Annotated in this window: 15 protein-coding genes and 1 pseudogene; 7 read left to right on the top strand and 9 right to left on the bottom strand. The window is 66.9% G+C overall.

Going from position 1 to position 18,906, the window contains the following annotated elements; all coding sequences use genetic code 11:
• The first annotated feature begins 24 nt into the window (after positions 1-24).
• Positions 25-1,683, top strand: a complete 1,659-nt coding sequence (pgi, locus tag ACZYZ9_RS16770; protein ID WP_463827384.1) for a glucose-6-phosphate isomerase — start codon at positions 25-27, stop codon at positions 1,681-1,683.
• An 88-nt stretch (positions 1,684-1,771) separates the two neighbouring features.
• Here pgi and ACZYZ9_RS16765 read toward each other — a convergent pair whose 3' ends face one another.
• The 6 genes and pseudogenes from ACZYZ9_RS16765 to cobF all read right to left on the bottom strand — a co-directional run bounded on the left by ACZYZ9_RS16765 (position 1,772) and on the right by cobF (position 7,752).
• Positions 1,772-2,521 (bottom strand): SDR family oxidoreductase, encoded by a 750-nt coding sequence (locus tag ACZYZ9_RS16765; protein WP_463827383.1) that lies wholly within the window; start codon positions 2,519-2,521, stop codon positions 1,772-1,774.
• A gap of 18 nt (positions 2,522-2,539) precedes the next feature.
• Entirely contained in the window at positions 2,540-3,007 is a 468-nt protein-coding gene (locus ACZYZ9_RS16760) for a zinc finger domain-containing protein (protein WP_463827510.1), read from the bottom strand.
• 153 nt (positions 3,008-3,160) lie between these two features.
• A pseudogene (locus ACZYZ9_RS16755) lies at positions 3,161-3,403 on the bottom strand (DNA-formamidopyrimidine glycosylase family protein); the annotation flags it as partial.
• Between the two features lie 15 nt (positions 3,404-3,418).
• Entirely contained in the window at positions 3,419-4,927 is a 1,509-nt protein-coding gene (locus ACZYZ9_RS16750; RefSeq protein ID WP_463827382.1) for a PE family protein, read from the bottom strand.
• Between the two features lie 117 nt (positions 4,928-5,044).
• A complete protein-coding gene (locus ACZYZ9_RS16745) occupies positions 5,045-6,805 on the bottom strand; it encodes a PE family protein (protein ID WP_463827381.1) in 1,761 nt (586 codons plus the stop codon).
• A 194-nt stretch (positions 6,806-6,999) separates the two neighbouring features.
• Positions 7,000-7,752 carry a precorrin-6A synthase (deacetylating) gene (gene cobF / locus ACZYZ9_RS16740; RefSeq protein WP_463827380.1) on the bottom strand — a complete coding sequence of 251 codons (753 nt, stop codon included), beginning with the start codon at positions 7,750-7,752 and terminating at the stop codon, positions 7,000-7,002.
• A gap of 138 nt (positions 7,753-7,890) precedes the next feature.
• Here cobF and ACZYZ9_RS16735 point away from each other — a divergent pair, with 138 nt between their 5' ends.
• The 4 genes from ACZYZ9_RS16735 (at position 7,891) to ACZYZ9_RS16720 (ending at position 11,933) form a co-directional block, all read left to right on the top strand.
• Positions 7,891-8,796, top strand: a complete 906-nt coding sequence (locus ACZYZ9_RS16735) for an AurF N-oxygenase family protein (protein ID WP_463827379.1) — start codon at positions 7,891-7,893, stop codon at positions 8,794-8,796.
• A 197-nt stretch (positions 8,797-8,993) separates the two neighbouring features.
• Complete coding sequence (locus ACZYZ9_RS16730; protein WP_463827509.1) at positions 8,994-9,926, top strand: DUF4873 domain-containing protein; 933 nt, start codon at positions 8,994-8,996, stop codon at positions 9,924-9,926.
• A 371-nt stretch (positions 9,927-10,297) separates the two neighbouring features.
• Positions 10,298-11,062, top strand: a complete 765-nt coding sequence (locus ACZYZ9_RS16725; protein ID WP_463827378.1) for an STAS domain-containing protein — start codon at positions 10,298-10,300, stop codon at positions 11,060-11,062.
• A 1-nt stretch (position 11,063) separates the two neighbouring features.
• Positions 11,064-11,933 carry a TIGR03619 family F420-dependent LLM class oxidoreductase gene (locus tag ACZYZ9_RS16720; protein ID WP_463827377.1) on the top strand — a complete coding sequence of 290 codons (870 nt, stop codon included), beginning with the start codon at positions 11,064-11,066 and terminating at the stop codon, positions 11,931-11,933.
• A gap of 3 nt (positions 11,934-11,936) precedes the next feature.
• Here the strand turns inward: ACZYZ9_RS16720 and ACZYZ9_RS16715 are convergent, their stop codons facing one another.
• Genes ACZYZ9_RS16715 through ACZYZ9_RS16705 form a run of 3 tightly spaced genes read right to left on the bottom strand, consistent with a single transcriptional unit; the run spans position 11,937 to position 17,002 of the window.
• Positions 11,937-12,752, bottom strand: a complete 816-nt coding sequence (locus ACZYZ9_RS16715) for an enoyl-CoA hydratase/isomerase family protein (protein ID WP_463827376.1) — start codon at positions 12,750-12,752, stop codon at positions 11,937-11,939.
• A gap of 60 nt (positions 12,753-12,812) precedes the next feature.
• A complete protein-coding gene (locus ACZYZ9_RS16710) occupies positions 12,813-14,738 on the bottom strand; it encodes a fumarylacetoacetate hydrolase family protein (protein ID WP_463827375.1) in 1,926 nt (641 codons plus the stop codon).
• Complete coding sequence (locus ACZYZ9_RS16705) at positions 14,735-17,002, bottom strand: ATP-dependent DNA ligase (protein ID WP_463827374.1); 2,268 nt, start codon at positions 17,000-17,002, stop codon at positions 14,735-14,737. Before ACZYZ9_RS16705 ends, ACZYZ9_RS16710 begins: the two co-directional genes overlap by 4 nt.
• A 37-nt stretch (positions 17,003-17,039) precedes the next feature.
• On the opposite strand from ACZYZ9_RS16705, the gene ACZYZ9_RS16700 reads away from it, so the two are divergent.
• Together ACZYZ9_RS16700 and ku are read left to right on the top strand one after the other, a co-directional pair.
• Entirely contained in the window at positions 17,040-17,915 is an 876-nt protein-coding gene (locus ACZYZ9_RS16700; RefSeq protein ID WP_463827373.1) for a carbohydrate kinase family protein, read from the top strand.
• A 53-nt stretch (positions 17,916-17,968) separates the two neighbouring features.
• Positions 17,969-18,889 (top strand): non-homologous end joining protein Ku, encoded by a 921-nt coding sequence (ku, locus tag ACZYZ9_RS16695; protein WP_463827372.1) that lies wholly within the window; start codon positions 17,969-17,971, stop codon positions 18,887-18,889.
• Positions 18,890-18,906 lie beyond the last annotated feature (17 nt).

The raw sequence follows: 18,906 nt of genomic DNA, 5'->3' as shown, positions 1-18,906 counted from the left end.
CCGTCCCGGCACTAGGGTCGACTTATGACCTCCGCGCCATCAGACATCACCGCCACCCCGGCCTGGGACGCCCTGCGCAAGCACCATGATCAGATCGGAGAAACCCACTTACGGCAGTTCTTCGACGACGATCCGGACCGCGGTCGCGAGCTCACCCTGACGGTGGGAGACCTCTACATCGACTACAGCAAGCATCGGATCACCCGCGAGACGGTCGGACTGCTGATCGACCTCGCGCGCACAGCCAAGCTCGAGGAGCGCCGGGACGCCATGTTCGCCGGTGAGCGCATCAACACCTCGGAGGATCGGGCGGTGCTGCACACCGCGCTGCGGTTGCCGCGTAATGCCCACCTGATCGTCGGGGACCAGAACGTGGTCAGGGATGTCCACGAAGTGCTGGACGCGATGGGCGACTTCACCGACCGGCTGCGTACCGGGGACTGGAAAGGTGCCACCGGCGAGCGGATCCGCACCGTGGTCAACATCGGCATCGGCGGTTCCGACCTGGGCCCGGTGATGGTGTACCAGGCACTGCGCCACTACGCCGACGCGGGCATCTCGGCCCGCTTCGTCTCCAACGTGGATCCCGCCGACCTGGTCGGTGTACTGGCCGACTTAGACCCTGCCACAACACTTTTCATCGTCGCGTCGAAGACCTTTTCCACTCTCGAGACGCTGACCAACGCGACGGCGGCCCGCCGCTGGCTCACCGACAAACTCGGGGATGCCGCGGTGGCAAAGCATTTCGTGGCCGTGTCCACCAACAAGCGTCTCGTCGACGAATTCGGGATCAACACCGACAACATGTTCGGTTTCTGGGACTGGGTGGGTGGCCGCTACTCGGTGGATTCCGCAATCGGGTTGTCGGTGATGGCGGTGATCGGCCGAGAAGCGTTCGCGGACTTCCTGTCCGGATTTCACATCGTCGACGAACATTTCCGGACGGCACCGCTGGACGCCAATGCGCCTGCGCTGCTTGGGCTTATCGGGCTGTGGTACAACAACTTCTTCGGCGCCCAGTCGCGGGTGGTACTGCCCTACGCCGACGATCTGGCGCGGTTCGCGGCCTATCTGCAGCAGCTGACCATGGAGTCGAACGGCAAGTCGACGCGCGCCGACGGCACTCCGGTCACCACCGACACCGGCGAAATCTATTGGGGCGAGCCGGGAACCAACGGCCAGCACGCGTTCTACCAGTTGCTGCACCAGGGCACCCGACTCATACCTGCCGACTTCATCGGCTTCAGTCAGCCCCTCGACGACCTGCCGACAGCAGAAGGCGACGGCAGCATGCACGATCTGTTGATGAGCAACTTCTTCGCCCAGACCCAGGTCCTGGCATTCGGCAAGACGGCCGAGGAGATCGCTCAGGAGGGCGCCCCGGCCGAGGTGGTGCCGCACAAGGTGATGCCCGGCAACCGGCCGTCGACCTCGATCCTGGGCACCCGGTTGACACCGTCGGTGCTGGGCCAGCTGATCGCGCTCTACGAGCACCAAGTCTTCACCGAGGGTGTCATCTGGGGCATCGATTCCTTCGACCAGTGGGGTGTGGAACTGGGTAAGACGCAGGCCAAGGCGCTGATCCCGGTACTCACCAGCAACGAATCCCCGGCCAAGCAGTCGGACAGCTCCACCGACGCGTTGGTGCGCCGCTACCGCGCCGAGCGGGGCCGCGCGGAATAGCGATTCGCCTGCTGTTGCGCCGAGTGTGCATCCCACGACGCGACACGCCGCTCAGGTGTCGTGGATTGCACAGTGGGCCTCAGAAGGGTCAGGCGAAGCGCTTGGTCAGCGGTGGTGGCATCACCCGCAGCAGCTGGACCAGCGGTGCCCACGGCCAGCGCGGCACCACGGCGCGGCCCGGCTCGCGTTCGATGGCGGCGACGAGTGCCTTGACGCCGGTTTCGTTGTCCACCATCAACATTGTGCTGTTGGATTTGGCCGTCATCTCCGACTCGATGTAGCCCGGCTCGATGGAGGTCACCCTGATGGGACCTTTGGCGTACTCGGCGCGCAGCGACTCGCCCAGCGACGTCAGCCCAGCCTTGCTGGCGCAGTAGGCGGCTTTGACGCCCGGCACACCGCGGTTGCCCAGCACCGAGGAGATGAGCACCAGGTGACCGGATCCGCTCTTGTTGAAGATCTCCAGCGCGGTCTCGATCTGCACCAGCGCGGCGATCAAATTGGTCTCCAGCGTCGCCTTGTTCGCCCACACCTTGCCCGAGCCCAGCTTGGCGCCCTTGCCGATACCGGCATTGACGATTACCCGGTCGATACCGCCCAGCGCGTCGCTGAGTTCGGCGAACACCTTCGGCACCTGTTCGTGGTCGTTGACATCCAGCGCCGCCAGCGCGATCTTGACCGACGGATACTGCTGCGACAGTTCGGCTTTCAATTCCTCGAGCCGGTCGGTGCGGCGGGCACACAAGGCCAGGTCGCGGCCTTTGGCGGCGAAGGCGCGGGCCATGCCGGCGCCCAGGCCGGAGCTGGCTCCGGTGATCAGGATTCTCTGGCGAGTCACCCGGGCAGCATATCGGGGCTATTTGAGCAGCCGGGACATGCGCCGGTCGGCCAGCACTTTGCCGCCGGTCTGACAGGTCGCACAGTATTGAAAAGACTTGTCCGCGAACGACACTTCGCGCACGGTGTCGCCGCAGACCGGGCAGGGCAGTCCGGTGCGGGCGTGTACCCGCAGCCCAGAGCGCTTCTCTCCTTTGAGCATGGCAGCGCCCTGCCCGACGGACCGGCTCACCGCGTCGGTGAGGACGGAAATCATCGCGTCGTGCAGGACGGTGAGCTGCTCGTCGGACAGTTTCGCCGCGGTCGCGAACGGTGAGATCCGCGCGACGTGCAGGATCTCGTCGCTGTAGGCGTTGCCGATGCCGGCGATCACCTTCTGGTCGGTGATGACGGTCTTGATCCGCCCGGTGTTGCCGGCCAGGATGCGGGCCAGGTCATCGGGGCCGAGTTCGAGCGCATCGGGTCCGAGTGCGGCGATCTGCGGCACCTGCCGGGGATCGTTGACCAGCCAGACCGCGAGCCGTTTCTGGGTGCCGGCTTCGGTGAGGTCGAAGCCTGGCGCCGTACCGGGGGTGCCCAGATGCACCCGCAGCGCGATCGGCCCCTTGCCCGGCCGTAACGGAGCCGCGGCCAATTTGTCCGACCAGCGCAGCCAGCCGGCCCGCGACAAATGCGTGATCAGCCAGAGGTCGCCGGCCTGCAGGCCCAGGTACTTGCCCCACCGGCCGGCGGTGACGACGGCGCGGCCGTGCAGCGCGTTGACGGGCGGATCGAAGGTCTTGAGCACACTCAGCGCGGCGACGTCGACCCGGCCGACGGTCAAGCCGACGGCATGCCGGCGCAGATGATCAGCCAGCGCTTCGATCTCGGGGAGTTCGGGCACCGGTCCAGTGTGCCCCTACAGGGGCGCGCCCGGTGTTCCGGCGGTCCCCGAAATCAAACCCATATTGCCGCCGGCAGCCGGCGGGTTGCCGTGACCGCCACGGCCGCCGTTGCCGTACAAGCTGGCGTTGCCACCCTGGCCGCCGCTGCCGTTGGCGCCGGTGTTGCCGATATACGTCGTGCCATTCACCGTTCGCTGGCCCGGGACCCCTCCCTTGCCGCCATCGCCGCCATCGCCGCCGTTGCCGATCAACCCCGACGCCCCACCCGCGGCTCCGGAGCCGGCGAGGCCACCATTGCCGGGCACGGGAGTGATGGCGGCGCCGCCCGGGTTGCCCCCTTGTCCACCGCCTCCACCGAATCCGCCGGCACCGCCGTCGCCGAGGAAGTAGCCACCCCGGCCGCCAAGTCCGCCGTTGCCACCGGCACCGCCGTCGCCTCCGTCGTAAGACGTCGCACCGACACTGACACCGGCCGCACCGAGGCCCCCATTACCGCCGGCACCTCCCCTGCCAAACAACCCGGCGTTGCCTCCGGCTCCGGCCCTCAGACCGGCCGATCCACCATTGGCACCGTCAACTGCCGGAATCCCGCTGGTGTTGGCGCCGCCACCAGCACCGCTGTCCCCGCCTCGACCGCCGTTGCCGGATAGCCATCCGCTTTGACCACCGTCGCCGCCCAGGCCGCCGGTCCCGCCGGTGCCCGCCACCGCGGAAGGACTGTGACTTGTGGCGCCGGTTGCCTGCCCGCCGGCACCGCCGGCCGCCCCGCGGCCACCGTCACCGAAGAACAAGCCACCGCGACCACCGGCCCCACCGTTGCCGCCGACGCCGCCGTTGGCTCCAGATCCCCCACTGCCGCTGCTGAATTCAGTCGCGTTTCCCCCGACGCCGCCGAGTCCGCCGCTGCCGCCGTTGCCCCACAGCCAACCGCCGGCACCTCCGACGCCACCGTTGCCACCGGCCAGGCCCGCCGAACCCGCAGTGGCACCGTTGGCACCCGCTCCACCGGCTCCGCCTGACCCGCCGTTGCCGAAGAAGCCAGCTGAGCCGCCGTTGCCACCGCTTTGGCCGGCCGCGCCGATCGCACCGTTCCCGCCGTTGCCCCAGAGGATGCCGCCGTCCTGACCGTTGGCTCCGGGGGTGGCGCCGTTGGCGCCATTGCCGATCAGCGGACGGTTCAGCAACGCCATCGTGGGCGCGTTGACAGCGCCGAGCACTTCCTGCTCCGCGGTCTGCAACACATTGGCCGCCTCAGCGGCCGCGTACTGCGCCGCACCACCGCTCATCAACTGGACAAACTGCTGGTGAAACTGCGCCGCCTGGGCACTCAGGGCCTGGTAAGCCTGGGCGTGGGCACCGAACATCGCGGCGATGGCCACCGACACCTCGTCCGCGCCGGCGGCGAGCACGCTCGACGTGGGGAACGCGGCAGCCAGATTCGCCTGGCTGATTGTCGATCCCACACCGGCCAGATCGGACGCGGCTGCCGCGACCAGTTCCGTGGCAGCGTTCACAAACGACACAAGCGGACCTCCTCAACCGATCCGCATGCTACGGCGATCAAGGATGATGTGTGGGCCGATTCGCCTGAATTCGTTCGCGCTTAACAGAATTCGGCGCCACATCGTTCGCTTTGCGAACTAGGTCTGACCCGGCTGTCCGTTCTGGCCGAACAGCGCGCCACCAGTGCCAGCCCGGCCACCCGGCTGCCCATTGGCGCCGTCGCCGCCGTCACCGCCGTTGCCGATCAGCTGTGCATTACCGCCGCTGCCGCCGCGTCCGTCCGGACCGATGCCCACCGGGCCGGCGTTGCCCCCGGCACCCCCGTCGCCGTAGAACAGACCGCCGTCCCCACCGTTTCCGCCGTTACTGCTCGAAGCCAGGACGCTGCCGCTGCCCGTGGTACCGCCGGCGCCCCCCGCGCCGCCGCGACCGACCAACGCGGCGTCTCCACCGTCACCGCCGTTGCCGCCGGGCGCCGCGAAGCTGGGACCGGTACCGAAGAAGTTTCCGCCGTTGCCGCCGCCGCCGCCGTTCCCGGCGCTGCCGAACAGGCCGGCCGAGCCACCGTCACCGCCGAAGCCGCCGCGGGCACCGGAACCGGAAAGCGACGGATTCGTAGCCAGCCCGCCGGTACCGCCGGTCCCGCCGCGGCCGCCGTCGGCGCCGTTTCCGTAGAGCCAACCACCCCTGCCACCTTGACCACCGAGCGCGCCCTCGCCGCCGTCACCACCGGTGTTCGTGCCGAGTGCGCCGTTGCCGCCCAGCCCGCCGTTGCCGCCGGCACCACCGTTACCGAAGAAGCCGGCGTCGCCACCCCTGCCGCCCAGCACGCCGGTGTTCGAACCGCCATGCGCGCCAACAAGTACCGCGGGGCTGTTGTCCAGGCCGTTGCCGGCGTCGCCGCTGTTGCCACCCGCGCCCCCGTCACCGGAGAACAGGCCGGCCCGCGCGCCGTCGCCACCGGAACCACCGGCTCCGGCTTCGCCCCCGAATGAGCTGGACGTCAGAGCGCCGGTGCTGGCGCCGCCCTTGCCACCATCTCCTCCGGCGCCGCCATTGCCGACCAGCAGTCCCGCGCGACCGCCGACTCCACCGTCACCGCCCTGTCCCCCGTTGTTGCCTGCGCCGGACGGGCCGGCATCGCTGGCTTGGCCGCCGACACCACCGGCACCACCGGCTCCGCCGACGCCGGTGAAGAACCCGCCGGCACCACCGGCGCCACCGTCACCTGCCGCACCACCGGCTTGACCAGGGGCGCCGATTCCGCCGTTGCCGCCGAAACCGCCACTACCGCCCGCGCCGTAGAGCCAGCCGCCGGTACCGCCGGTACCGCCGGTGCCACCAGCCACGCCGGCGACTCCGGTCATTCCGATCCCACCGGCTCCGCCGCGGCCGCCGTTACCCAACAAGCCCGCGTTTCCGCCATTGCCACCGCTCTGGCCGACGCCACCGGTTGCACCGTTGCCGCCATTCCCCCAAAGGATGCCGCCGTCCCTGCCATCGGCTCCGGCGGTCGCGCCGTCCGCGCCGTTACCCACCAGTGGACGGTTGAACAGCGCCATAGCCGGTGCGTTAACAGCACCGAGGACGTTTTCTTCGAGGGACTGCGTGCTCACGTTAAGGGCTTCAGCAGCGGCGTATTGCGTCGCTCCGCCGCTCATCAGTTGCACGAACTGCTCGTGAAAGAGCGCCGCCTGGGCACTGAGTTGCTGGTAGGCCTGGGCGTGCGCGCCGAAGAGCGCGGCGATCGCCGTGGACACGTCATCGGCGCCGGCAGCCAGCACCGACGCTGTGGGCGCGGCCGCGGCCGAGGTGGCGGCGTTGATCGACGAACCGATGCTCGCCAAGTCCGTTGCCGCAGCAGTGACCCACTCCGGCTGAGCGAACACGTAGGACATACGCCGACCCTTCTCAACCCTACGACGAGCCCGCGATTAGGCACGTGTTTAGCACACTAGAGGGGATCGTAACCCGTCACCCGGAATCCGGAGCACGTGTTCTTGCCGACACGTCAAATTCGCGGCAGGAAATCCGCGACGCACCAGCCGGCGCAGCTGTACAGAAGTGTCGACGGGGCCTTGCACGCCAACGGCTAAGCCGGTTGGCCGGGGGGCCGCAACAGATAGGTATCCATGATCCAGCCGTGCCGCGCTCGGGCCTGCGTGCGCTGCTCGACGATGCGCGCGCCCACCTCGCCGACGGGTCCCGCCATCAGCATCTCGTCCGCGGTCCCCAGGTACGCGCCCCACCAGATCCAGGTGTCGGGCGCACAGGTCTGGAACGAGCAGTCCGCGTCGAGCATCACCACGGCCGCACCGGTCAGCCCGTGGGCACGCAACTGCCGACCGGTGGTGACGAGCACCGGTTCGCCGACGTCGTTGAGCGGAATGCGGTGACGCGCGGTGAGTGCCTGTATCGCGGTGATGCCGGGTATCACGTCGTAGCTGATCTGCACCTCGGCGGCGACGAGATCCAGGATGCGCAGTGTGCTGTCGTAGAGCGACGGATCACCCCAGGCCAGGAAGGCTCCGACGCCGTCGGGCTCCAGTTCTTCGGCGATGGCAGCCGCCCAGAGCCGGGCGCGCGCCGCGTGCCAGTCCGACACGGCGGCCCGGTAGTCGGTGGCGGTGGATCGCCGCGGATCCGGCAGCTGGACGAACCGATACCCGGGCTCGCGGATGAACCGCGCGCAGATCTGCTGGCGCAGCGCGACCAGGTCGCTCTTGACCTCTCCCTTGTCCATCGCGAAGAACACCTGGGTGTCGTTGAGCGCCTCGATTGCCTGGACGGTCACGTAGTCGGGGTCGCCGGCACCGATCCCGATCACATGGATGTGCCGACTCATGCAGCTCAACCTAATTGAGACCGCGCGCCATCTACCGGGGACCGTCGGTACCCGGTACCGTGGGTATTGACTAGAGAATGTGATCTGCCTAACGTCTGAATCAGCCCCCGGCCACCGGGACACGAAGGGACGCCAACGATGACCACTGCGGTGCGACCAAGCGGACCGAGTCGCGAAGAATTCTCCGAGCGTCTGCTCAAAGGGTCGGTCAAGAAGTCTTACGAACCGGTCGTCGACATCGACTGGGACGCTCCCCTGGACCCGGACAAGTTCTTTCTGCCCGCCAAGCTGGTGTCGCTGTACGGCACACCGATGTGGGAGGAGATGTCCCGCCAGCAACAGATCGAACTGTCCCGTCAGGAACTGGTCAACACGCTATCGGCCGGTATCTGGTTCGAGAACATGCTCAACCAGTCGCTGCTGCGCACCATCCTGCACGAGGACCCCACCAGCCGGTCCACGCATTACAAGCTGACCGAACTGGGCGACGAAACCCGCCACATGGTGATGTTCGGCAAGGCCATCGAGCGTATCGGCGCAAAACCGGTGCGGCCCACCCGGTTTCATCGCTACATCATCAATCTGCTGCCGCTGGCGTTTCAGCGCGGCTCAATGCTGTGGGTGGCCGCGCTGATCGGTGAGGAGATCTTCGACTCGCTGCAGCGGCAGATGATGGACGACCCCGAACTGCAACCGATCATCCAGCGGCTGATGCGGATTCACGTCACCGAAGAGGCCCGCCACATTCAGTTCGCGCGCGACGGTGCCCGCAAACGGGTTGCCGAGATGCCGCGGCTCAACCGGTGGTTCATGGCCAACATCAACGGTCTCGGCGGATATTTCTTCAACTACCTGTTCAGCAACCGCGTGCAGTACGCGCGCGCCGGCCTGGACGTCAAACGGGCACGACACCTCGCCCGCACCAGCGCACACCGCCGAGAGGTTCAACAGGCCGGATTCGCGCCGCTGGCAGCGTTCTTGACCGAGGTAGGCCTGATGGGCCCGATCGCGCGCCGCGGCTGGAAACGCAGCAGGTTTCTGTGACACTGGTCGTCGGAGCGGGCGCCGCCGACCTCGCCTCCACGCTGCACACCGCCGGTCTCACCGAGGTCGCGACTCTCGAGGCCGAGATCTCGCATTCTGAGTTTCACGACGACGCGTGGGTGCTGCACACCGCGGCCGGCGAGCACGTCCGAGCTGATGTGGTCATTGCCACGAACCCCCGTTTGTTCGTCCCGTGGGTGCCGGACATCAATGGCCGCAACGACTTTCAAGGCGAGTCTTTCCATGCGGCAGCCTGGGACCCCCGGTTCCGCCCGGCCGGCAAGTCCATTGCACTGGTGGGCACCGACTCCTGGGCCGCGCACCGCCTCAGCCAACTTGTCCGAGCCGCGGGAACGGTGACCGTGTTCGCGCACGCACCCCGGCGCATGGTCTCCAGCGCCCGGCCCTGGACGCCGCCCTGGCGCCGCCGCCCACAGCCCGGACCACCAGTGGTGACGTCGGCGATCGACGCCATCACGGCGACAACCATCCGGACCCGCGACGGCGTCGAGCACCCGGTCGACGCGATCATCTACGGCACCGGATTCGCAATCGGTGACCAGGCGGCGGTCGGTGAGTCCGTCCGCGACAACTGGGTCGACGGGATGGAACCCTTCCACGGCGTGGCCGTGCGCGGTCTGCCCAACTACTTCTTCCTCACCGGGCCGGACACCGCGGCGCAGGCGCGCTACGTCGCTTCCTGCCTCGACGTCATGACGCGCACCGGCAGCCGTCGTATCGAGGTGCGCCGTTCCAGCCAGCAGGTGTTCAACGAGCGGGTCCAACTCGCTGCGGCCCAGCCCCCCGCGGTGCTCGGAGCGTTCGACACATTCGACTTGTCGTCGAGCGCACCCGACTACGAGGACACCTACGACGGCGCCGCGACGCTGGAGATCGGCGGCGCCCGCTATCCGGTGCGCGTCCGCCTGGTCGGTCACCTCGACCCACTCGACGGCAACTACCACTGGCAAGGGACCGTGCTGGACGCGGTGCCCGACTCCCTCACACGGGCGCGGGCGGTCACGCTGAGCGTTGGCCAGCACAGCGTGCCCGCCCGCATCGTCGAACAGACACCCTGGGGCACCCACTCGGTCGCCGGCGTGGGCACACCCCCGTACGCACTGGCCTGAGACTCTGGGCGTCCTACCGGCGATTCGTGGGCCGGGGATTGACTGTCGGCGACGCTGGGTAATTAGCCATAGGTGTGCGCGCTGGGCAGCAACGATGAGTTCGGCGCAGTAGCGATCGGGCGCCTGGCACGACATAGTGAGGCGGACCGGTTTCGCACCGGATACTGCTTCGCGGTCTTCGATGTCCGACCCGTTCCCCTTTCGCAATGGGGGATGTTTACCCGAAGATGGAGCTCTCAATGTCGCGGCAAGGCCGGTGACGTGGGGGACCAGTAGACGGCGGGGAAGGTGTTCAAGGAGCGGGACATGGAACCGGATGACATGGCGCAATCGGCACGCGACCTGAGGGTCCGCTGCCAGGGAGGGACCATATGAGTTCGGTGGCGAAATCGTCCAACTCCCTCGCGGTGGTATCTCGGGCCGAGGAATCAGTGGTGTTGTTGACCGCCGACGGCGTGCTCGACGCCAAGAACACCGCCGAGCTGCGTGACGCGGTCACCAGAGCCACCCTTGACGTGCCCACCGCGGTCATCGTCGACGTCAACGCCCTGCAAGTTCCCGACGAGGCAGGCTGGTCGGTGTTCACCAGCGCGCGCTGGAATATGGACGCCCGCCCCGACGTGCCGATCGTGCTGGTCGCCGCGAACCGCGCCACCCGCGAGGCGATCGAGCGCAGCGGAGCGGCCCGCTTCATGCCGGTCTATCCGACGGAGAAGGGAGCCACCAAGGCCGTCACCCGACTTGGGCGCCGCAAGCTGCACCACGCGCAGGCCAAGCTGCCGGCCAATCTGACCAGCCTTCGCGAGTCTCGCCAGCTGGTCCGCGAGTGGCTCACCAACTGGTCGAAACCGGGACTGATCCCCGTCGCACTCGTGGTGGTCAACGTGTTCATCGAAAACGTGCTGGAACACACCGGCAGCGAACCGATGATGAGGATCGAGTGCGACGGCCAGGCGGCGACCATCGCGGTGTCCGACACCAGCACCGCGCCCGCGCTTCGCCTGGCAGCCCCGCCCAAAGGTATCGATGTGTCCGGTCTGGCCATTGTCGACGCGTTGTCGCGTGCCTGGAGCAGCACGCCGACATCGACGGGCAAGACGGTCTGGGCGATCATCGGTCCCGAAAACCAGCTCTGAGATGCGGTTCAGTTACGCGGAGTCGTTGACCGACCCGCAGTTTTACGTTCCCCTGGCCAAAGCAGCGGAAGCAGCCGGCTACCACAGCATGACCATTGCCGACAGCCTCGCCTACCCCTTCGAGTCGGACTCGAAGTATCCGTACACGCCCGACGGCAGCCGCGAGTTCCTGGACGGCAAGGAAATCGTCGAAACCTTCGTGTTGACAGCTGCTTTGAGTGCGGTGACGACGACGCTGCGGTTCAACTTCTTCGTCCTGAAGTTGCCGGTGCGGCACCCGGCGCTCACCGCCAAGCAGGCCGGTTCACTGGCGGTGTTGAACGGCAACCGGCTCGGTCTGGGCGTGGGCACCAGCCCGTGGCCCGAAGACTACGAGCTGATGGGTATTCCATTTGCCAAGCGCGGCAAACGAATCGATGAATGTATCGAGATCGTCCAAGGCCTGACCACCGGCGACTATTTCGAGTTCCACGGCGAGTTCTACGACATCCCCAAGACCAAGATGAGTCCCGCACCCACTCAACCGATCCCGATCCTGGTGGGCGGACATGCCGACGCCGCGCTGCGCCGGGCTGCCCGCCTGGACGGCTGGATGCACGGCGGCGGCAGCGATCCCGACGAACTGGACCGACTCATTGCCCGGGTCAAACAGTTTCGTGACGAAGCAGGACAGACTGGACCGTTCGAAATTCACGTCATCTCGGCGGACGCCTACACCGTCGACGGCATCAAACGACTGGAAGACAAGGGCGTCACCGATGTGATCGTCGGGTTCCGCTGGCCCTACGTTGAGGGACCCGACCCCGAACCGTTGCAGACCAAGATCAAGAACCTGGAGAAGTACGCCGAGAAAGTGATGTCGAAAGTCTAAGATTCACAACGTATCCCAATTTGGCGCCCGCTTCTCGCGATGCGCCTTGGCCGCTTCGGCAGGGTTGTTGGTAAAGCCGGTCAGGATCTGGGTGCGGTTCTCGATCTCGATCGCATGCCGCAGGCTCGGTGCATCCAGTGCCGCGTTCAGGCCGATCTTGGTCTGCCACACACCGAATGCGTTGTTGCCGGCGATCTCGCGGGCTTTGTTCACAGCGGCGGCCATCAGATCCTCGGCGGGCACCACGTCGTGCACCAGCTTGATGCGGTACGCCTCGTCGGCGTCGATCATCCGCCCGGTCAGCATCAGTTCCCGCGCCACCCCGGCACCGACCATCTTCGGCAACAGGTAACTGGTGCCCATGTCCATCGAGGAAAAGCCGGCCTTGATGAAGGCAGAACCGAATCGTGCCGTCTCCGAAGCGATCCGGATGTCGGAGTGCAACGCGAACGCCAGCCCACCGCCCACCGCGACGCCGTTGACCGCGGCGATCACCGGGATCGGCAGCTCGTAGAGACGGGTGAACAGGTCCGCCAGTCGCACCTGCGCGTCGTAGCTGACCTTGAAACCCGGAGTCGACGGTTTGACCTCGGTCCACGCTTCGCCGGTACCGCTCAGGTCGGCGCCGGCGCAGAAACCGCGCCCGGCCCCGGTCAGGATCGCCACCCGGTGCTCACCGCTGCTCAGGACATCCAGGGCGTGGTCGGTGGCGTTGATCAACGACCCGTCGATCGCATTCAGCAGCCTGGGCCGGTTGAGGGTGACACAGGCGATGCCGTCGTCGATGGTTTCCAGCAGCACTGCGGGTTCGGATGCCATACCGGAACGGTAGGCGACTGCTGAGGAGTCCCGGAACCGGGCCTGTTTTCCTGGATGCCGCTAATTCTGCCGCTTGGCCAACCACTCCGCCTGCATCGCGAACAGCCCCAGCAACTCGGGCTGCGGGGTGTCGGGATCGAGTTCGCAGTACCGCCGGAACATGTTGACCACGATGCGTTCGGAGTCCAGCCACGACGCATACTCGCCGAGGTCGACGGTGTCGATCGCTTCGGCCAGTGACAGGCCTTTCCCGTGAGCCGCGTCGGCCTGCTCGATGAGGTGCACGAAATAGCCTCGCACGCCGCGGATTCCGTCCGGGTCCGTGATCGGACCGTGCCCCGGCACCACCACCGGCGCATCCAGCGCAATCATCGCGTCACATGCCGCGATCCAGTTGGCGATCGGCCCGGCCCACACGATCGGTGTGCAACCGATGAACAGCAGGTCCCCGCCGAACAGCACACCGGCGTCGGGCACGTGCACCACCGAGTCGGCGGCGGTATGCGCGGGCCCCAGGTTCAACAGATCGACCCGGCGGCCACCGACGTCGATGCTCATCGAACGGTCGAAGGTCTCGTCGGCGTTGCGCACAGCGATGCCACTGAAATCGAAGTGGCCGAATCGATCTCGGGCAAACGACGTTGCGACCGGTCCGAGGTCTGCCAGCTGGATACCCCGGAGCCGGTCGGTGCCTGTTTCCTGCGCGATCTCCTCGGCGGTGCCTCGCGCCGCGATGATCCGGACCGCGGCGTCCAGTAGCTGATTGCCGTGCGTGTGGTCCCCGTTGGAATGGGTGATCAGCGCATCAGTGATCGGCGCACCGTCGATGATGGGCCGCATCGCCGCGAGCATCTCCCGGGTCAGACTCAGGTCGAACAGTGTGTCCACCAACAGCGACGCGCCGTCGCCGGCCACCAAACCCGCGTTGCTCCAACCGTATCCGCCGTCGGGCAGGGTCCAGGCCCACACCCGGTCGCCCACCTGGTGCAACCCGCGCACGTAGGGCACCTTCGCCGGTGCCGGGTTGACCCGTTGCGGGCCGGGGGCCGTCGCCGGATTGAGCCGCGGCGCCAGCGGATACGGCGCCGGCGAAGCCCGCACCGTCTGCCGGGTCTCCCCCAGCGCCTGCACCTGCAGCCGCACCTCATCCCCGTCGCGCAGCCAGCCCGGGAAGCTCGGCTTGGTCAAGTGCTCGACGAGTGTGCACGTCGGCACCGTGCCCGAGCCGATCACATCACCCGGGCGCAACGGCACACCGCGCGAGATGTAGGAGATGACCTCGCCGAAGGTCCAGTCCATGGTGCCGGTCGATCCGGACCCGACGACGGTGTCGTTGACCAGCGCCGTCACCTCCAGGTTCAGTCTGCCGTCCCGGCTGAAAGGGGCCAGCTCATCGGCGGTGACCAGGTACGGGCCCAACGTGACACCGCTGTCCTTCCCCTTCGCCTGCCCGATCCGCAGTTGCCCCTCGAACGTCTGCAGGTCGCGTGCGGACCAGTCGTTGAAGATCAGGTAGCCGACGATGGCCTGTTCGGCCTGCTCGACGGTCAGGTCCTTACCGGCGGTCCCGATCACCGCGGCAATCTCCAACTCGAAGTCCTGCCACACGCTCCCGGGAGCCATCGGTGCGTCGTCATATGGGCCCAGTACCGTTGCCGGACAGGCGAAGTAGAACGCCGGGATGCGATACCAGGTGTCCATCAACACCCGGCCGCCGCCGGCGGCCTCCTGGCAGTTGCGCATGTGGTCCAGAAAGCACAGCGTGTCGCGGATCGACGGTGGGCGCGGGATCGGGGCTGCCAGCGACACATCGGCCAGAGCCACGACATCCGTCGGCGAACGCAGCGCCGTCTCACCGGCCGCATGCAGACTACCGCTCTCGAGCAATGCCAAAAGCGTTGCCCCCGAGGGCAGTGCGTGAATATCTGTCCCGGAGAGCACCCCGACGCGCTCGTCATCTCCGTCCCGGTAGGTCACCCACTTCATTCGCGCACCACCTCACTTGGTTTCTTGTCCGGTCGCAACCCACGCCAGCTCGATTGCCGCAACCGGTTGTCCGGAGTCCACTCGCTGTAGCGCACTTCGCCCACCAGCACGGGTTCGACATAGGTCACCCCGCGTGCCTCCCGGGCCGGAAGCTTCGGGTGGAACGGTGATTCGTCGGTCTGCAGGGGCGCCAGCGTCTTCTTCAAACTTGCCAGCTCGAGATCGGTGAATCCGGTGCCCACCCGTCCGGCGAACTGCAGTCCGTCCGGACCGGGAATTCCCAGCACCAGCGCCCCGATCCCGCTGCTGCGTCCCCCCTCCCCGACCCGCCAGCCACCGATCACCACTTCCTGGGTGTTCCAATGCTTGTCCTTGATCCAGGACGCCGAACGGCGGCCCGGCTGATAGCTCGAGTCGCGTCTCTTGGCGACCACACCTTCCCATCCGTGCCGGCGGGAATAGTCCAGCGCCTCGGCGCCGTCACCGGGCAACAACGCCGGAACGATGAGATCCCCTGCACTGCCCAGGGTTTCCAGCAGCTTGCGCCGGTCGGCGTACTTGGCGCGCAGCAATGAACGCCCGTCCAGGTAGAGCAGATCGAAGGCCCAGAATTCGATTCTGGTGGCGCGCACCCGGTTCTGCATCTCGTTGAAGCTGGGCACTCCCGCATCGTTGAGTGCCACCACTTCACCGTCCAGCACCACGTGGTGGTCAGCGAGATCTGCTGCCAGTGCGCGTAATTGGGGGTACTCGTGCGTCATGTCCCGACCGCTGCGCGAGCGTAGCCGCAGCGCACCGTGCTCGGCGTCGACCAATAACCGGTAGCCGTCCCACTTACCTTCGAATGCCCACTGGCCCGGTTTGAGACCTGCCACCGACCCGTGGGTGGCGAACATCGGTGCCAGCCCGTCGAAATCGAAGACTTTCTGGTCCTTCATCCGGTGCGCCAGCCACTGGTCACCGTTGGTCTGGATCAGTGCGTACCGGCCGGAGATCTTGCTGCCATGCAGGTTGACGATCACTTCGTCGTCCAGGAACTTCTCCGCCTCATAGGTGCCGGAGTCCCAGATGACCACCTTGCCCGCGCCGTATTCCCCTTTCGGGATGGAGCCCTCGAAGCTGCCGTACTCCAGCGGATGGTCTTCGGTGTGCACCGCCAGATGGTTCACCGACGTGGTCTCGGGCAGGTTCTTCGGCACCGCCCACGACACCAGGACGCCGTCTCGTTCCAGCCGGAAGTCGTAGTGCAGCCGCCGGGCATGGTGCTCCTGGATGACGAACGTATTGTCCTGTCCGATAGCCGGTTTGGCGCGCGGCACCGGCTCCGGGGTCTTTGCGGCGTCGCGCATGCTGCGGTACTTGCTCAACCGGTCCGGCAACGGGACATCGGCATCCAACTCGGCGAGCAGGTCGCCGTCGCGGGCGACGCGCTCCAACACCTCGTCGTACCGCAGCTGCCGCAGTTCGGGGTCGTCCAGTTCGTCCCAACTGCGGGGCGCGGCGACGGTGGGCTGTTCGCGGCCACGCAGTGAGTAGGGCGCGATGGTGGTTTTCGAGCCGCTGTTCTGACTCCAGTCCAGAAAGACCTTGCCCGCCCGCACGTTCTTGGCCATCACCGAGGTGACCAGCTTCGGCATCGACTTTTCCAATTGCTGCGCAACACGTTTGGCCAGAACCGTGGCCCCACGACTGCTCACCGGCTCGGCCAGCGGCGCATACAGGTGCAGGCCTTTGCTGCCGCTGGTCAGCGGGTGGACGGTGAGCCCGATGTCAGTCATCAGCTCCCGCACCGCGCGAGCCACCTCGGACAGTTGGGTCATCGTCACCCCCGGGCCGGGGTCCAGATCGAACACCAGGCGGGTGGCCGGCCCGGGTTTGAATTCTTCAGCGCCCTTCCGCGTCCATTCGGCGACGAACCGCCACTGCGGCACGTGCACTTCCAGCGCCGCCTGCTGCGCGATCCAGGCCAGCCCGTCCGCGCTGTCGATGATCGGGTATGTCGTGGTACCGGACCGGTGGGTGACACTGGCGCGCGGCAGCCACGCGGGCGCCGACGACGCCAGTTGCTTTTCGAAGAACGCCGGCTCGTCGACGCCGTTGGGCCAGCGCTTGCGGGTCGCCGCTCGCCCGGCGATGTGCGGCACCATCACCTCGGCGATGCTGGTGTAGTACTCGAAGATGTCCTGCTTGGTGGTCCCCGTTGCCGGATAGAGGACCTTGTCGGCATTGGTCAGCTTCACCTGCTGCGCCGGTGCCGAACCCATAGAGTCAACGTAACCTGTCCGACATGGGGCACGGCACGTGAAGGGCCTCGTGATCGGCGAAGCACTCATCGACATCGTCGCGGGGGCGACTCGCACCGAGCACGTCGGCGGCAGTCCACTCAATGTCGCCGTCGGATTGGCCAGGCTGGGACGCGGTGTCGACTTCCTGACCCACATCGGCGATGACCCGCCCGGCCGTCGAATCGCGGACTACGTCAAAGCTGCTGGGGTGCAGCTGGTTTCGGGCAGCGTCGACGCGGCCAGGACGTCCACCGCGGTGGCCACGATCGGCGCGGACGGGTCGGCGACGTATTCGTTCGACCTGGATTGGCAACTGTCGGGCACCCCACCGGTCCCGCCGCCGCTGTTCGTGCACACCGGCTCCATTGCCGCCGTGCGCGAGCCGGGCTGCCTGGCGGTGGCCGCGCTGCTGGATGCCTACCGGGTCTCGGCCACCATCACCTTCGACCCGAATGTTCGGCCGTCGTTGATCGTCGACCGCGAGCAGGCCAGAGACCGCGTCGCCAAGTTCGTGCAGCGCAGTGACCTCGTCAAGGTCAGCGACGAGGACCTGCATTGGCTCGCACCCGACCGTTTACCGCGGGACACCGCGCGCGGCTGGCTGGCCTCCGGACCCGCGGTGGTGGTGGTGACCATGGGCGCGCAGGGCGCGCTGGCGCTGTGTGCCGCCGGCGAGGTCGCGGTGCCGGCGCGTCCGGTGCAGGTGGTGGACACCGTCGGCGCCGGCGACGCGTTCATGGTCGGCCTGCTCGACTCACTCTGGGAGCACGGGTTGCTGGGCGGGGACCGGCGAAATGCCCTACACCAGATCGGACTCGACGCGCTGACATCGGCTCTCGATGCGGCGGCCCTGAGGTCGGCGCTGGCCATCGGGCACGCGGGCGCGCACTGAGCAGGCATGCCCACCTGACGCGGGTGGCCGTCAAGTAGCGGCATACTGGCCAAATGCGCTCCATTTGGAAGGGCTCGATCGCGTTCGGGCTCGTCAACGTCCCGGTCAAGGTGTACAGCGCCACCCAGGACCACGACATCAAGTTCCACCAGGTGCACGCCAAGGACAACGGCCGCATCCGCTACAAGCGGGTCTGCGAGGTGTGTGGCGAGGTCGTCGAATACGGCGACATCGCGCGTGCCTTCGAATCCGACGACGGTCGGTCGGTGGTGATCACCGACGATGACATCGCCACCCTGCCCGAGGAGCGCAGCCGCGAGATCGAGGTACTGGAATTCGTGCCGGCCAGCGAAGTCGACCCGATGTTGTTCGACCGCAGCTATTTTCTGGAGCCGGACTCCAAGTCATCCAAATCGTATGTGCTGCTGGCGAAAACGCTCGCCGACAGCGACCGGATGGCGATCGTGCACTTCTCGCTGCGCAACAAGACCCGACTGGCCGCGTTGCGCGTCAAAGACTTCGGTAAGCGCAACGTCATGGTGATCCACACCCTGCTGTGGCCCGACGAGATCCGCGACCCCGACTTTCCGGTGCTGGACAAGGAAGTGGAGGTCAAGCCGGCCGAGCTGAAGATGGCCGGTCAGGTGGTGGAGTCCATGGCCGACGAGTTCGACCCCGATCGCTACCACGACGATTACCAACAGCAGTTGCAAGAATTGGTCGACGCCAAACTCGAAGGGGGGGAAGCGTTTACCGTCGACGAAAAGCCCACCGAGCTGGACGAGACCGAGGACGTCTCCGATCTGCTCGCCAAGCTGGAAGCCAGCGTCAAGGCGCGCTCGGGTGACAGCACGGCTACGGCCAAGAAGTCGGCAGCCAAGAAGACGCCCGCGAAAAAGACGGCGGCCAAGAAAACACCGGCCAAGAAAGCCCCCGCCAAGAAGGCGGGTTCCAAAGCGGCTTCGAAATCCTGATAGACCTTGACCGGCAC

It is taken from the genome of Mycobacterium sp. IDUB_28, from assembly GCF_055419285.1.
The sequence above is the reverse complement of the archived record's forward strand: the minus strand, read 5'-3'. Positions and strand labels throughout refer to the sequence as shown.

Excerpts from the sequence above, each read along its gene's own strand:
- pgi (WP_463827384.1), top strand. The coding sequence starts at position 25 with ATGACCTCCGCGCCATCAGACATCACCGCCACCCCGGCCTGGGACGCC.
- ACZYZ9_RS16745 (WP_463827381.1), bottom strand. The coding sequence starts at position 6,805 with ATGTCCTACGTGTTCGCTCAGCCGGAGTGGGTCACTGCTGCGGCAACG.
- cobF (WP_463827380.1), bottom strand. The coding sequence starts at position 7,752 with ATGAGTCGGCACATCCATGTGATCGGGATCGGTGCCGGCGACCCCGAC.
- ACZYZ9_RS16735 (WP_463827379.1), top strand. The coding sequence starts at position 7,891 with ATGACCACTGCGGTGCGACCAAGCGGACCGAGTCGCGAAGAATTCTCC.
- ACZYZ9_RS16725 (WP_463827378.1), top strand. The coding sequence starts at position 10,298 with ATGAGTTCGGTGGCGAAATCGTCCAACTCCCTCGCGGTGGTATCTCGG.
- ACZYZ9_RS16720 (WP_463827377.1), top strand. The coding sequence starts at position 11,064 with ATGCGGTTCAGTTACGCGGAGTCGTTGACCGACCCGCAGTTTTACGTT.
- ACZYZ9_RS16715 (WP_463827376.1), bottom strand. The coding sequence starts at position 12,752 with ATGGCATCCGAACCCGCAGTGCTGCTGGAAACCATCGACGACGGCATC.
- ACZYZ9_RS16710 (WP_463827375.1), bottom strand. The coding sequence starts at position 14,738 with ATGAAGTGGGTGACCTACCGGGACGGAGATGACGAGCGCGTCGGGGTG.
- ACZYZ9_RS16705 (WP_463827374.1), bottom strand. The coding sequence starts at position 17,002 with ATGGGTTCGGCACCGGCGCAGCAGGTGAAGCTGACCAATGCCGACAAG.
- ku (WP_463827372.1), top strand. The coding sequence starts at position 17,969 with ATGCGCTCCATTTGGAAGGGCTCGATCGCGTTCGGGCTCGTCAACGTC.